We start from the raw sequence: 14,772 nt of genomic DNA, 5'->3' as shown, positions 1-14,772 counted from the left end.
ATGGATGATATTCAGGAATTATTGGAAGATTTTTTAATAGAAGCTTTCGAAATGATAGAAGAGATGGACCAGGATTTGATTGAGCTTGAAAATAATCCGGATGATTTGGATTTACTTAATAAAATATTCAGGGTTGCCCATACCATTAAAGGAAGCAGCGGTTTTTTAAATTTTGAAAAACTGGCTCATTTAACCCATCATATGGAAGCTGTTCTTGATAAGGCGAGAAAAGGGGAACTTAAGATAACGCCGGATATTATGGATGTTATTTTGGAATCAGTTGATTTGATGAAAGCAATTCTTGAATATATAAGGGACAACGGGGATGACAGTTCACCTGAAATAGATATTGACGAAGTGGTTAAAAAACTTGATGCAATTGCAAATGGAAAAAGTTTAGGCGGTGAAAACAGTGAAAATGTAAGTAGTGAAAGCAGTGAAAATGGTAAAAATGAAAAAAAAGAAGGAAATGCTGTAGGTAATATTAATCTGGACGAAATTACACTTGAAAATGCGGATGAACTTGATTTGGATTCTCTCTCTCCGGAAGAGCTTGACGCAGTGTTAGAGCATTTGGTGAAACTTAGAAACTCTGAAGGAAATAAAGAAGAAAAAACCGAAGAAAAAAAAGAGGAAAAAAATATTCCGGCTCAAAAACAGGAAACAAAACCTGCAAAGCCACAGGAAACCAAACCTTCAGTTTCAAAGAAAAAAGAGATTAAAAAAATTTCTACCGCCGAACAGACAATCAGAGTTGATGTAAAAAGGCTTGACCAGCTTATGAATTTAATCGGAGAACTTGTTTTAGCAAAAAACAGGCTTATTAAAATTTATAACGACGTGGAAGAAAGATATGAAGGCGAAAAATTTTTAGAAGAACTTAATCAAGTGGTCTCAAGTATATCAATTGTTACAACCGATTTACAAATAGCAGTTATGAAGACAAGAATGCTTCCTATTGGAAAAGTGTTTAATAAATTTCCCCGCCTGGTAAGAGACCTTTCCCGTGAGCTTGGTAAAAAAGTGAGGTTAATTATTGAAGGTGAAGAAACAGAGCTTGATAAATCCATTATAGAAGAAATCGGTGACCCTCTGGTGCATATGATTAGAAATTCCATTGACCATGGAATTGAAGAGCCTGAAAAAAGAAAAGCAAAAGGAAAACCCGAAGAAGGCACAGTTTGGCTTAAAGCATATAACGAAGGTAATATGATTGTAATTGAAATAAAAGATGACGGTGCCGGAATGGACCCTGATGCTTTAAAACAAAAAGCTATAGAAAAAGGGCTTATTACTTCCCAGGAAGCTGAAAATATGAGCGATAAAGAAGCGTTTATGCTTATTTTTAAACCCGGCTTTTCAACTGCTGCTAAAGTTACATCAGTTTCCGGCCGCGGTGTGGGAATGGATGTTGTAAAAACAAATATTGAAAAATTAAACGGTATTATAGAAGTGGATTCAATCCCAGGTAAAGGCACAACCTTTAAACTTAAAATTCCTCTAACCCTTGCTATTATTCAGGCATTGCTGGTAGCCAGTCAGGAAGAGCTTTTCGCCGTACCTCTTTCAAATGTAATCGAAACCGTTAGAATTGTCGAAGAAGATATTTATACAATTGAAGGAAAAAGTGTATTGAAACTGCGAGATGAAATACTGCCTCTTGTTAATATGGCTGATGTTTTTAAAATAGAAAAAGTTCTTGAACCGGATAAATATTTATATGTGGTAATTTTGGGTCTTGGAGCGACAAAAATAGGTTTGATAGTTGACAGTTTTATTGGCCAGGAAGAAATAGTTATTAAATCACTGGGGGAATTTTTAAAAGGAATTCCGGGAATTGCAGGTGCGACAATCAGAGGTGACGGCAAGGTTACATTGATTCTTGATGTGGGCAGTTTAATGAAACTTGCAAAAGAAACACATAACAGGGTTAATGCCACAGCGGCTATCGGAGAAAGTAAAAAGAAAAAGGAAAAACCCGAAGATTATGTTGTAATGATAATAGATGATTCACCGATGGACAGAAAAATAATGAAACAATCACTTGAGCCTCTCGGAGTACAGGTTATAGAAGCCAAAGACGGTATGGAAGCTCTTGAAAAACTCAAAAAAAACGATATCGATGCTATGCTTATAGATATAGAAATGCCGAGAATGGACGGATATACACTGGCTCAGGAAATCAGAAAATACAATAAATACAGAAAACTGCCTTTAATAGCGGTGACAAGCAGAACTACAAAATCGGACAGGGTCAGAGGGGTTGAGGTGGGAATGAATGAATATATCACCAAACCGTACACACCGGAATATTTGCAAAATGTAGTCAGAAGAAATTTGGGATTATAAGGATAATAAATGGGCAGATTAAACGAAATATTAAAACAGCAGAAAAAAGCTTTAGGGAGCGATGAAGAAAAAAATGTATTGGATGATTATATTCAGGTTGTGGGATTTATAGTTGGAGAAGAGGAATTTGCAGTACCTATTTTATCCATTCAGGAAATTATCAAACCTATAGAATGGACCAAAGTCCCTTTTACTCCCCCTTATGTTTTAGGGGTGTTTAATTTAAGAGGCAATGTTTTGCCTCTGATAGATTTGAGAATAAAATTCAATACCGCCGCTGAGCCGGAAATAGATCCGGATGCCACAAGATTTATTGTAATGAAAATAAAAAACGAAGATGTCGCTTTTATAATAGACAGGCTTACCTCAGCCCTGAGAATTCCCAAAAAAAATATTGCGCCGCCTCCGAGCACCTATGAAAATGATGATGAAATCATAGAAGGTATCGGCAGAATGGATGACGGAAGAATTGTTACAATATTAAAAGTTGATAATTTAGTAAAAAAAGAGGAAATAGTGGGAAATAACGGTTAATCTTTTAAATAAACCGTATCGTTTAATAAAATAAAAAGCTCTCCTAAAAGTTCTTTTTGCTCTTCTCCGTTTAAACTGCTTTTTTTAATTTTGCTTTTTAACAGATGCTCTATTTCATCTATTTCATAATCCAAATCTATTAAAATATCCCTTATTTTTTGAGTTCTTTCAAGAAAATCTATTTTGTAATTTCCGTTTTCATCAAAAGTTATAACCGCTTCGTTGGTATAGCTGAACAGATTATGTTTCATTCCTAAAATTTCCTGATAAGCTCCAACCAAAAAGAATGCAAGATAATAATTTTCTTTGTTTAAATCTACATCATGCAGATAAAGAGGCGTTTCTTTATTAAAAGGTATTTCACCGTCACTGTCGCAGGTGATATCCCAAATTGTGGCACTTCTGTTTGGATTTATATTAAGTTTTGTTATAGGCATTAAAGGAAAGCGCTGTTTTAATCCCCAAAAATCGGGAAGGCTTTGAAAAATGGAAAAGTTTGCTAAATATTTTTCCTGTATTTTTTCATTTATCGCTTTTAATTCTTTATTTTTAAATCCCCTGTATGTCGCAAAAACAATTGCTTTTTTTATTATTAAATTAACCAGAATTTCCGCATTGCTTCTGTCTGTTAAATCTATTATTCCCAAATCAAAGAGTGTTAAGAGGCTTTCAAAATGATCAAGTGCATCATGAAAATATTCTATATAATTAGTTTCATTTATCAGTTTGAATAAATCGAGAAGTTCTTCAATCAAATCCGGATTTTTTTCTTTGAGTCTAAGGGCTTTTTCATTATACTCCTGGGAAAAAAGTTCAATTACAGGCGCTATAAGCACTGTTGAGGGGGAAGCGATAAAACGGCCGCTTTCTGTATAAATGTCCGGCATAGGGACATTTTTTTTAGAAGCAATTTCTTTTAACAGATATATTACATCATTGCTGAATTCTCTGATGGAATAATTTCTGTCCCTTTTATGTTCCCACTGGGAATATTCTATTGCCAAACCTCCGCCTATATTAATGGCGCTTAAATTAACTGAGCCCATTTTTCTGAGGTCTGCATAAATATTTCCGGCTTCCCTTATTGCCTTTTTAAGGGGTCCTATGTCATTTATCTGGCTTCCTATATGAAAATGAATCATTTTAATTTTGTCGATAAGATTTTCTTTTTTCAGTATTTCAACAGCTTCAATAATTTCAGTGGAATTAAGCCCGAATTTTGATTCATATCCCCCTGATTTTGCCCATATTCCCACTCCGCTTGTATGAAGCCTTATTCTGATTCCTATAAATACCGGTACTTTTTTATATTCACGGCTTACTTCCAAAATGGAATTGAGCTCGTTAAGCCCTTCTATGGTAATAGTTACGTTATAACCCATAAATCCGGCAATAAACGCAAGTCGTATCATTTCTCTGTCTTTAAAACCGTTTATGGTAATGGGATAATTTTTATTATTGTAAGTCATTGCCAGAATAAGCTCCGCCTTACTTCCGGCTTCAAGGCCGTAATTATAATTTTTGGCTATTTTAATTAAAGGTTTTACAAATGTAGGAAACTGATTGACTTTTAGGGGAAATACAGCTTTAAATTCACCTTTGTAATCAAATTCTTTTATGGCCTGATTGAAATTTTGGTAAAGTGAATTTATCTGTTTTCTTATTAAATGCGGAAAACGAAGTAAAATAGGGCCTTTTATACCCTGAGCTTCAAGGTCTTTTACTATATCAATAAGTGCCGGCTGGTTTGCATAATTTATTCTCAGTCTGTCATTGTCTATAAAAAAATTATTTTCACCCCAAATATTTAGGCCGTAATCCATAAAAAATCCTTTTAATTAAAAGTTAAAAGTTTACTTGGCAACTTGACTACTCACCACTAACCACCCCGCCGTTTTTCAAACGGCCGGGCAGGCTCACAACTCACTACTCACTATTTTATAGTTCTTTTTCAAAAAATTTTCCGCTTTTTAATTCGTCTTCCCCCACAATCAGGGCTTTTTTATAGTTTCCTTTATCCGCAGCTTTTAAATGCGCTTTAAGTGATTTTATTTTAACTTCTGCAAATACTTTTTCTTCTCTTCTAAGTTCGTTTGCTTTTTTTAATATAAAAGGGAGAGCCTCCTGAATTAATGCACCCATATAGATACCGTTTCTTTCGCTGTTTATATAAATCAAATCCATAATCCTTTCAATTCCTATCGCAAATCCGACACCGGGAGTCGGTTTTCCTCCAAGCATTTCAACCAGTCTGTCATATCTTCCGCCGCCGCAAATTGCACTTTGAGCACCGATACTGTTACTTATAAATTCAAATGTTGTTTTTGTGTAATAATCAAGACCTCTTACTAAGTGTTTATCTATTTCAAAAGGTATTTTTAAAGCGTTTAGCCCTTCTTTTAATTTTTCAAAATCACTCAAACAGTTTTCGCACAGATTGTCTGTAATTTTCGGAGCGTTTTTTAAAATCGTCTGGCATGAAGAGTTTTTACAATCAAGTGTACGAATCGGATTTTGGTTTATTCTTCTTTGGCAGTCTTCGCATAATTTGTCTTTGTTTTTTTCAAGAAATGAAACTAATTTGTTTTTATATTCAGGCATGCATTTTTCACAGCCAAGAGAATTTATTTTTAATGTAAAATCGATGTTTAATTTTTTAAAAATATCGGCTGCAACGGCGATTATTAAAACATCTTCATATACGCTTGATTCTCCGAAACTTTCGATTCCGAACTGGTGAAATTCTCTGAGTCTTCCTTTTTGGGGCCTTTCGTATCTAAACATAGGGCCGAAATACCAAAATCTTTTAGGAGTTTGCACTCTGTCAAATTTATGCTCGATAAAACTTCTTACAACCCCTGCGGTGCCTTCGGGACGGAGACATACATCATTTCCGCCCCTGTCTTTAAACTCGTACATTTCTTTGTTTACAATATCACTGCTTTCCCCGACACTTCTTTTAAAAAGTCCGGTTTCTTCCAAAATAGGCGTTTCTATATATCCGTATCCGTAACTTTCGGCGACTTCTCTTGCTGTGTCGTAAATTTTTAAAAATCTTTTATCTTCGATAATATCTTTCATGCCTCTTAGAGCTTTAATCATCAATAGCCTTTTTATTGAAATTTTATCTAAAATTTTATATTTATAGATGAAGAAACAGCCGGTTTTAATTTGAAGTCATAATCTTTTGAAATTAAAAAATAAGGCATTAATTCCAGATATATATATTTTTTATTAAAAAGTGTTTTTCTGAAATTTATAAATAACTTATGATAATAAATAAAAGGATTATTATCAGTGCTTCCCCCGATTTCATATCCATAAGAAGAGATAAATTTTCTTTTGAAATTAGAAACAGAAAAATTTAAAGAATAATATTTTGTCGGGAAATTTTCTTTATCTGTAGAAATATTTAAATTGGCTCCAAAAATGTTTTTTAAATATTTGAAATAGGCAAAATTGATATTTTCTTCCCAATAATTTTCAAACGGATAATAATTTATTTTATTTGATATTCCAAATTCATTGTTTAAATAAGTTTTTTTATATTCGATTATGTTTTGAAAGAAAAAAATTCTGTGTTTTTTTATTCTTATAAACGGCCTTAATTTAAAAATGATTGACGAATACTCTTTTTTTTTGGCATTGTTTACATTTTTATTTTTTGTTTTAATTTTTTTTACAAAAAATTCGGGCAGTTTAATATTTATACCCACAGAAGCCGAAGGTGTTTTTTGAGTTAATGTATCTTCATAAATTCTTATATTTACAAATGATGTCTCCGTTGAAATTTTTAAAAAGTCCGGTACAAAATAATTTATTTTGTCAATAAAATTTTTTTTATAGCCTACTATTATTTTATGGGTTGAATTAGTGTCATTGATACTGCCGGCGAATAAATTGACTATAATTACAAACAATATAAACTTTTTCATAATCAAATTATATCAAAGGTGATAAATGAATATACTTTTTATAGGTGATATTGTGGGAAAGCCGGGCAGAAAAACGGTAAAAAAATATCTGCCGCTTATAAAAGAAACAGAAAATATTGACTATGTAATAGGAAATTATGAAAATATTACCCATGGATTTGGAATTACAGTTAAAACATATGAAGAGATGAAAAAAGCAGGTATTGATGTTTTCACGGGCGGAAACCATACGTTTGATAAGAAAAAAGATGCACTTACACTTCTTAGTGAAGAAAAAATCCTAAGGCCGCTTAATTATTTTGAAGCACCGGGCAGATGGTATTATGAAGATGAAAATATAATTGTCATAAGTGCTATGGGGAATTTTACGATGCCTTACGGAAAAAACCCTTTTATTGAGATTAAAAATTTTGTAGATAATTTAAAAGAAGAAAAATTTGTTTTTATAGATTTTCATGCAGAAGCCACTGCTGAAAAAAGAACTCTTTTTCATCTGCTAAAAGGAAAAGTTGGAGCGATTATCGGAACCCATACACATATAGGAACCGATGATTTACAAATAAATGATGGGACTTGTTATTTAACGGATATAGGGCTTAGCGGATGCAGGGATAATGTAATAGGCATAAAAGAAAACGCCCCTATTATGAACTCTCTCACAGGGCTTAAGCATAATTTTGACGTGCCTAAGAAATGCAAAACAATTTTTCAGGCGGTTGTTATTAATACGGATGCTAAAAAATCGATTTCAGCCAAAAAATATAAAGCTTTTGATGATGGAGAACTTATTGTAACGCAGGAAGCGAAAGTAGTGAGTAGTGAGTTGGGAGTTGTGAGTTGTGAGTAGTGAGTTGGGAGTTGACAAGTTGCCAAGTTCCAAGTAGCCAAGTTTCAAGTGAAAAGTGAAAAATGAGCGCAAATGAGTAAAGCGAATTAAGCTCATCTGGCTGCTTGAAAAGCGGCCATGATGAAAAGTGAAAAGTGAAAAATGAGCGAAAATGAGCAAAGCGAATTAAGCTCACCTGGCTGCTTGAAAAGCGGCCATGGTGGAAAATGGAGGAGAGATGGAATTTAGCAATTCATATGAACTGTTAGAAGAACTTAGAAAAAAAGAGCTGTTAAAAAATAAGCCAAAATACTGGTGGCCTAATGTAGGTACTTTTGAAGTGGTGGTAGGGGCGGTTTTAACGCAAAATACTAAATGGGAGAATGTTGAAAAAGCGTTAAATCAGTTAAAAATGAAAAGTGAGCTTTGCTCATCTGGCCGCTTTTCAAGCGGCCGTGATGGAGAATGGAGAATTGAAGAAGTGGCAAGTTTTGAGCCTTCTTATTTGGCTGAGCTTATTAAATCTGCCGGATTTTACAATCAAAAAGCAAAAAGACTGATAGCACTTTCAAGAAATATTTTAAGAGATTTTGGTGATTTTGAAAATTTTAAAGAAAATGTAACCCGTGAGTGGCTTTTAAGCCAAAAAGGAATAGGATTCGAAACGGCTGACAGTATATTATGCTATGCCTGTTTCAAAGAAACTATGGTTATGGATGCATACACAAAAAGACTCCTTAAGAAAAAAGGCTTTGAGTTTGAAAGTTATGATGATATGAAAGAGTGGTTTGAGCGGGGAGTGGAAGAAAACTGGGGTAAATTGGCTGAAATTTATGAAAACGATTTGAATTTGTGTTATGCAAGGTTTCATGGTAAAATAGTGGAGTTTATGAAAAATGGATAAACTTTTTTTTAACGGGGTTGAAATAAAATATAAAATAATAAAAAAGCCTATAAAGCATATTTATTTAAGAATTTATGATTCTCATGTGGAGGTTAGTGCAAACAGATTTGTGTCAAATGATTTTGTAAAAAAGTCCATTTTAAAGCATATTGACCACATAATTGAAAAACAAAAAAATGTGAATTATTATTATCTTTTTGGAAAAAAATATATAAAAAACGGAATTGACGAAAAAGAAATCTATAAAAATAAACTGCCTGAAGTTATTTTGCCGATTGTTTATAAGTATGCTAATAAAATGAATCTGCATCCTGCTAAAATATCTTTTAGATTCAATAAAACAAGATGGGGAAGCTGCAGTTATAAAAATTCCGTCAGTTTTAATTATTTTCTTGCAAAACTTCCTATAGAGCTGATTGAATATGTTGTTGTGCATGAACTAGCCCATATTAAACATAAAAATCACGGCAGGAATTTTTGGACTTTGGTTGAAAAGTATCTGCCGGGCGTCAAAATCAGACGTAAAAATTTGAGAAAATTTGAAAAAATAATTTAAGGAGACGGGATGAAAGAAATTTATTTAATTGTTATTTTAATTGTTGTTTTAGCTTTTGTGGCTATAGGCTTTATGTATTATGTGATGAATAAAACAAAATCGGAAAATGAAAAAGTCAAAGCCGAGTTTGAAGAATTGAATAAAATATACGGACAAACAAAAGAGAATTTTCAAAATCATATGGCTCAGGCAGCCGTTATGCAAAAAGAGATTGAAAATTTAGAAGAAAAAATAAAAGAATATGAAAATCTAAAAACAGAATATGAAAAATTAAGAAACGAAAAAAACAGACTTTCTGAAGAAAAATCGGCTTTCAGTGAAAAACTTTCGTTTTTGGAAGAGATAAAAGAAAAATATGACGCTCTTTTGAAAGAAAACCAAAAAGACAAAGCGTTAATAAAAGAACTTCAGACAAAGCTAAATGAAGAGCAAAAAGCTTACGAAGAAAAACTCTCAATTATCAAAAAAAGCGAAGAAGAGTTAAAAACGGCTTTTGAAAATGTTGCAAATAAAATTTTAGAAGAAAATGCCAAAAAACTTTCAAACGACGGTATTAAAAATTTTGAAAATATATTAAATCCTCTTAACAATAATTTAAAAGATTTTAAAGAAAGAGTAAATAAACTGTATGAAAGTGAAATTAAAAACATATCTTCACTTTTTAATGAACTTAAGAATTTGAAAGAATTAAACCAGCAGCTAAGCCAGGATGCAAATAATCTGACAAAAGCCTTAAAAGGGGATGTTAAAAAGGTTGGAAACTGGGGTGAGGTTGTGCTTGAGAGAATACTTGAAATGAGCGGTTTAAGGGAAGGGGAAGAGTTTAAAAGGGAAGTGGTGTTTAAAGACGGAAATAAAATATTAAGACCGGATGTGGTGGTATATCTTCCAAATGAAAGAATTGTCATAATAGATTCAAAAGTCTCTTTAAATGCATATGACGAATATGTTGGGGGAAAAGAAGAAGCGCTTAAAAATCATCTGATTTCGGTAAAAAGACACATTGACACACTGGCCGAAAAAAAATATGAATCCCTAAATCATAATTCACTTGATTTTATTTTAATGTTTGTACCGATTGAAGGGGCTTTGATGCTGGCACTTGAAAATGAGCCGGGTTTATTTGAATATGCATTTAAAAAAAGGATAATTTTAACATCTCCTACTACCCTTTTGGCTGCTCTTAGAAGTATTGAAGTTTCCTGGAGATACGAAAAACAGGCAAAAAACATTGCCGAAGTTGTTAAATCTGCCGAAAACTTATACGATAAAATAAGAGGTTTTATAGAAGATTTTGAAAAAGTGGGAGACTCAATAGACAAAGCCGGCAAATCTTTTGAAAGCGCAAAAAACAAACTGATTACCGGAAGGGGAAATGTAATTTCACAAATCAGCAGATTAAAAGACAAAGCGGGGATTAAACCTAAAAAAGAGTTGCCGAAAGATTATGTTGAAATTGCAAAAATAGAAAGTGAAAAATGAAAAAAAGATTTACATACTGGATAGTTTTGTTTTTAGCCGATTTAGGAGTTTGCTTTTTTGCCCCGAGATTAATTGAAAAAAATCTGTTTTTAGAAATTTTAGGGGTTTTGTTTATAATTTATGCCGTTGTCTTAAATTCGATTGCAGGAAGAACACTAAAACTTTACGGGCATAAGGAAAAATCAGAAAAATTTTCCCCTCCGGATAAATTTGTTAATATTGGAATTTTCAGCTGTATGAGACATCCCGGGCAGTTCGGAAATATGTTTTTGATGGTAGGAGTTGCTTTTTTAAGCTCTAAATTAATTGCTATTTTATTTTCAGGCTGGCTTGTATTTTTAGGGGCTATGTTTATTTTGTTTGTGGAAGAGAGCGAAGCTATTAAAAAATTTGGCGAAAATTATTGCAAATATATTGCAAAAACACCTCCATTTAGATTTTCACTTAAGTGCTTGAAAATGGGGATTGAGGTTATCAGAAATAAACCTTTTGTAAAATATTGAATAATCTATCCCTTTCTTTTTGAATATCTTCATTGCAATTATTTAGATTTATTAATAAATTTTTTGCTTTTTTGAAATTTTTTATTTTCAAATACATAACGGCCAAATCGTATTTTATAACACAGCTTTTTGGGTATTTAATTGAAAGTTTTTGCATTTTATTTAATAAATTTTTTGTTTCGGACGGGTTTTTGTTTATTGTATCTATAATATTTTCAAATGTTTTTTTATCAAAATGTTTCATACTTATATCCGCATTGTCAAATAATTTTGCACTGAAAGTAATATAATGGGGGGCTATATCTTCTATAAAATTAGAGGCTGTATCATATGCAAGGGTGATGGCTTTTTGATTAAAATCTAAATATGCTTTATATTCTTTTGTTTCATTTGGGTAAATTTCTTTTATATTTTGACACGCGTCGTCTATTGATAATTTTTTATAGGTTTTTGAAAAAAGTAAATTACTGTTTTTATCTTTTATGTTTAATTTGGTTTTAAGAGTAATTTCTTTTTTTTCGCATTTTATTGTGGTAAATTCAGATTTACAATATATCCGTTCTTTATAAATAAAGTTATTAATTAAAATATAATTACCGTTTTGATAGCTGTTTTTTCTGATATTTTTAAAATTTTTTAAAGAATAATGAATCGGGTTTGAATAGTTGCAGAAAAATCTGCCTCCTATTTCCCTACAGGGATAAAGGGTTACTTTACATCTGTTGTTTTTATAGATTATTTTTACTTTTTTGTAATAAAAAATATCATTTTTGTTTATTTTTTCTGTTCCGCTCAAAACAGATTTGTAATTTGTTGGATTTATATGAAAATAGTCTGGTTTTATATTATTAACAACTTTTATTTTTTGAATAATTTTGTCTTTAAGGTCTGTTTTGTCATTTTGAATTTTATCTATTTTTATAAATCTTATTTTTTCGTTTTGTATTTCATTGGGTTTTGCAACTGCATAAATATTTATCTGCTTTTCGCTACAAGCGGTAAAAAATATTAAAAACAGTAAAAATATTAATTTCCCATTTTTCATTATCCATTTTACATTCATTTAAGCTCCCCCCACCTTTTTCCAAAACTAATTCCTACTTTTAAAGGTACTTTTAGTTTTACAACATTTTCCATTATTTTTTTATATTCTTCGGCTTCACTTTCATCTTCTATTTCAAAAATAAGTTCGTCGTGGATTTGAAGAATCATTTTTGCACTTGGGTTAAAATTTTTAATATCAAGCATTGCTTTTTTAATAATATCTGCCGCACTTCCCTGAAAAATTGTATTAACCGCTTCTCTTTCAAACATTGCCAATGTCCGCGCGTTTGCACTTGCAAAATCGAAAAATCTTCTTCTTTTAAAAAGTGTTTCCACGAATCCATTATCCCTTGCATTTATTTTGATTTTTTCCAGAAAATCTTTTACTGTAGGGAATGATGAAAAATATTTTTCTATAAATTCTTTTGCCTCTTTTATGGAAACATTTATGGTTTCACTGAGCTTTTTAGGCCCCATTCCGTAGATTAGACCGAAATTTATAGATTTTGCAATACTTCTTGTGGTTCCTATAATATCGGCTGTTTTCTGGTGTATGTCGGCATTTTCCAAAAAAGCTTTTATCATTGAAGAATCTTCACTGAAATGTGCAAGGAGTCTAAGTTCAATTTGGGAATAATCAAGGCTTACAAAAAGCTTATCTGTATAAAAAGCGTTTCTTATGTTTATTTCGGTTGATGTCGGGATGTTTTGAAGATTTGGATTTTTGCTTGAAAGTCTTCCCGTGGATGTTCCTGTCTGAAGAAAATTGGTGTAAATTTTATGGAATTTGTCTTTTTTTGCATGCTCGCTCAGCGGTATTATATATGTTGAAAGTAATTTGTCAAATTTTCTGTATTCAAGCAGTTTTTCTATTATAGGATGAGCGGATTTTAATGATTTTAACACTTTTTCATCGGTGGAAAATCCGGTTTTTGTTTTTCTTTTTGCAGGAAGTTTCAAGGTTTCAAAAAGTATGTATCCAAGCTGTTTAGGACTTTTTATATTAAATTCGCTTCCCGCAAGAGAATAAATCTCTTTGGTAAGGGAGTCTAATTTTTCGGTTATTTTTTTCTGGAGTTTATTCATATATTCTATATCAAGTTTTATCCCCTCGTTTTCCATATCAATTAACAAATTTATAAATTGCCACTCAATTTCTTCCAAATCCCATTTAACTTCTTTCCATAATTTTTCTTTTAGTTTATGATACAGTTTTAATGTTATAAAAGCATCTTCGGCGGCATATTTGCAGGCACTTTGGATGTCTATATTTGAGAAATTTTGATTTTTTCCCACAACTTCCTTAAATTTTATATTTGTATGCTCAAGATATCTTTTCGCAACACTGTCAAGCCCTACCGGAGAATCGGGGTCAATTATCCAGGCAAGAATCATTGTGTCGGCAAACGGGGCGGGGGTGTCAATTCCGTATTTTCTCAACATTTTAAAATCAAATTTTAAATTGTGCCCTATTATTTTTTTGGATAATAATTTTTTAATCGCTTCAATTGCTTTATTTTCGGGTATCTGTTTGGTAACCCCAAGATAATTATGATTCACAGGCACATAATAGGCCTCATTTTCCCTAAAGGCAAAACTGAATCCGACTATATTGGGATTTTCAAGAGAATCGGTTTCTGTATCGAATGCCACAATTTCATCTTTAATTGAATCAATCATCTCAAAGAGCTCTTTTTCATTTTCTATTAAAACGGCGTTAAATTCAATTCTTTTTATCTCGGGTGCTTTAGTTTTAACAAAAAGGCCGTCTTTTTTTACTCTGTCCACTATGCTTTGAATATCAAGATCTATAAGTTTGTCGGCCACTTTCAAAACAGGGTTTATTTCAGGGTATTTAAATTCTTCTAAATTTATATTTTCAAACAAATCTGTTTTTAAGGTTACAAGCTTTCTACTTAAAAATGCACTCTCTTTTCCATCAAGGAGTCTTTTTTTTACAGCCCCTTTTATTTCATCAATATAGGCGTATATATTTTCAAGCGTATGATATTCGTTTATGAGTTTTGAGGCTGTTTTTACTCCTATTCCTCTGACTCCGGGGACATTATCGCTTGAATCTCCGACTAATGCCTGAAAATCTTTAAAATCTTTTGGATAAACCCCGAATTTTTTAAAACATTCAACTTCGTTTATTTCTGTTTTTTTAATTGGGTCAAAAATCACTATTTTATCATCGTCAATCAACTGATACATATCCTTATCATGGCTTACTATTTTTACTTTTATCCCGTTTTTAGCTGCTGTTTTGGCTAAGCTTGCAATTAAATCGTCACTTTCAAATCCGGGTTTTTCTATCATCTTAAAACCCATTTCCTTAATTAAATCTATGGCAATCGGAAGCTGGGCTTTAAGTTCCTCAGGTGCTTCCGGACGGTTTGCCTTATAATCTTTATAAAGTTCTTTTCTAAAAGTTTCTTTTTCTTTTGAATCGAGTGTAAATACCACATAATCGGTTGGAAAATCACGCCCGAGGCTTGCTATAAAATTCATAAATCCTGTAATCATTCCTGTAGGAATGCCTTTTTTGCTTTTAAGCGGAGGCAGGGCGTAAAAATTTCTAAATAAAAATCCGAATGTGTCAATAATTGTAAGTGTGGTCATAAATTGCCTTTTTTGTT

Annotated in this window: 12 protein-coding genes; 7 read left to right on the top strand and 5 right to left on the bottom strand. The window is 32.1% G+C overall.

Annotated elements, in window-relative coordinates:
* Together DZ65_RS0102290 and DZ65_RS0102285 are read left to right on the top strand one after the other, a co-directional pair.
* A complete protein-coding gene (locus tag DZ65_RS0102290) occupies window positions 1–2,349 on the top strand; it encodes a response regulator (RefSeq protein ID WP_024787069.1) in 2,349 nt (782 codons plus the stop codon).
* 9 nt (window positions 2,350–2,358) lie between these two features.
* Window positions 2,359–2,883, top strand: coding sequence for a chemotaxis protein CheW (locus DZ65_RS0102285; RefSeq protein ID WP_024790655.1), 525 nt, complete (start codon window positions 2,359–2,361; stop codon window positions 2,881–2,883).
* Here DZ65_RS0102285 and speA read toward each other — a convergent pair.
* From speA to DZ65_RS0102270, 3 genes are all read right to left on the bottom strand, one after another.
* On the bottom strand, window positions 2,880–4,706 hold the full coding sequence (speA, locus tag DZ65_RS0102280; RefSeq protein ID WP_024790654.1) for a biosynthetic arginine decarboxylase: 1,827 nt from the start codon (window positions 4,704–4,706) through the stop codon (window positions 2,880–2,882). The genes DZ65_RS0102285 and speA overlap by 4 nt on opposite strands.
* A gap of 115 nt (window positions 4,707–4,821) precedes the next feature.
* Entirely contained in the window at window positions 4,822–5,985 is a 1,164-nt protein-coding gene (gene hisS, locus DZ65_RS0102275) for a histidine--tRNA ligase (protein ID WP_024790653.1), read from the bottom strand.
* A 26-nt stretch (window positions 5,986–6,011) separates the two neighbouring features.
* Complete coding sequence (locus DZ65_RS0102270; RefSeq protein WP_024787066.1) at window positions 6,012–6,803, bottom strand: hypothetical protein; 792 nt, start codon at window positions 6,801–6,803, stop codon at window positions 6,012–6,014.
* Between the two features lie 40 nt (window positions 6,804–6,843).
* Between DZ65_RS0102270 and DZ65_RS0102265 the strand changes: the two genes are divergently transcribed.
* The 5 genes from DZ65_RS0102265 to DZ65_RS0102235 all read left to right on the top strand — a co-directional run bounded on the left by DZ65_RS0102265 (window position 6,844) and on the right by DZ65_RS0102235 (window position 11,089).
* Complete coding sequence (locus tag DZ65_RS0102265; protein ID WP_024790652.1) at window positions 6,844–7,665, top strand: TIGR00282 family metallophosphoesterase; 822 nt, start codon at window positions 6,844–6,846, stop codon at window positions 7,663–7,665.
* 217 nt (window positions 7,666–7,882) lie between these two features.
* Entirely contained in the window at window positions 7,883–8,548 is a 666-nt protein-coding gene (locus DZ65_RS0102255) for a 3-methyladenine DNA glycosylase (RefSeq protein WP_024787064.1), read from the top strand.
* The gene (locus tag DZ65_RS0102250) at window positions 8,541–9,104 is read left to right on the top strand and encodes a M48 family metallopeptidase (protein ID WP_024787063.1); all 564 of its coding nucleotides are present in this window, start codon (window positions 8,541–8,543) and stop codon (window positions 9,102–9,104) included. Before DZ65_RS0102255 ends, DZ65_RS0102250 begins: the two co-directional genes overlap by 8 nt.
* A 9-nt stretch (window positions 9,105–9,113) precedes the next feature.
* On the top strand, window positions 9,114–10,586 hold the full coding sequence (rmuC, locus tag DZ65_RS09735) for a DNA recombination protein RmuC (RefSeq protein WP_051428162.1): 1,473 nt from the start codon (window positions 9,114–9,116) through the stop codon (window positions 10,584–10,586).
* Window positions 10,583–11,089 carry an isoprenylcysteine carboxylmethyltransferase family protein gene (locus DZ65_RS0102235; RefSeq protein WP_024787062.1) on the top strand — a complete coding sequence of 169 codons (507 nt, stop codon included), beginning with the start codon at window positions 10,583–10,585 and terminating at the stop codon, window positions 11,087–11,089. The genes rmuC and DZ65_RS0102235 overlap by 4 nt, the downstream gene beginning before the upstream one ends.
* Here DZ65_RS0102235 and DZ65_RS0102230 read toward each other — a convergent pair.
* Both DZ65_RS0102230 and polA read right to left on the bottom strand, forming a co-directional pair.
* Complete coding sequence (locus tag DZ65_RS0102230) at window positions 11,061–12,152, bottom strand: hypothetical protein (protein WP_024787061.1); 1,092 nt, start codon at window positions 12,150–12,152, stop codon at window positions 11,061–11,063. The genes DZ65_RS0102235 and DZ65_RS0102230 overlap by 29 nt on opposite strands.
* The gene (gene polA, locus DZ65_RS0102225; RefSeq protein ID WP_024787060.1) at window positions 12,149–14,755 is read right to left on the bottom strand and encodes a DNA polymerase I; all 2,607 of its coding nucleotides are present in this window, start codon (window positions 14,753–14,755) and stop codon (window positions 12,149–12,151) included. Before polA ends, DZ65_RS0102230 begins: the two co-directional genes overlap by 4 nt.
* Window positions 14,756–14,772: the final 17 nt, after the last annotated feature.

Origin of the sequence: Lebetimonas sp. JS032 (genome assembly GCF_000523315.1) — a bacterium.
Taxonomy (GTDB): Bacteria; Campylobacterota; Campylobacteria; order Campylobacterales; family Nautiliaceae; genus Lebetimonas.
The sequence above is the reverse complement of the archived record's forward strand: the minus strand, read 5'-3'. Positions and strand labels throughout refer to the sequence as shown.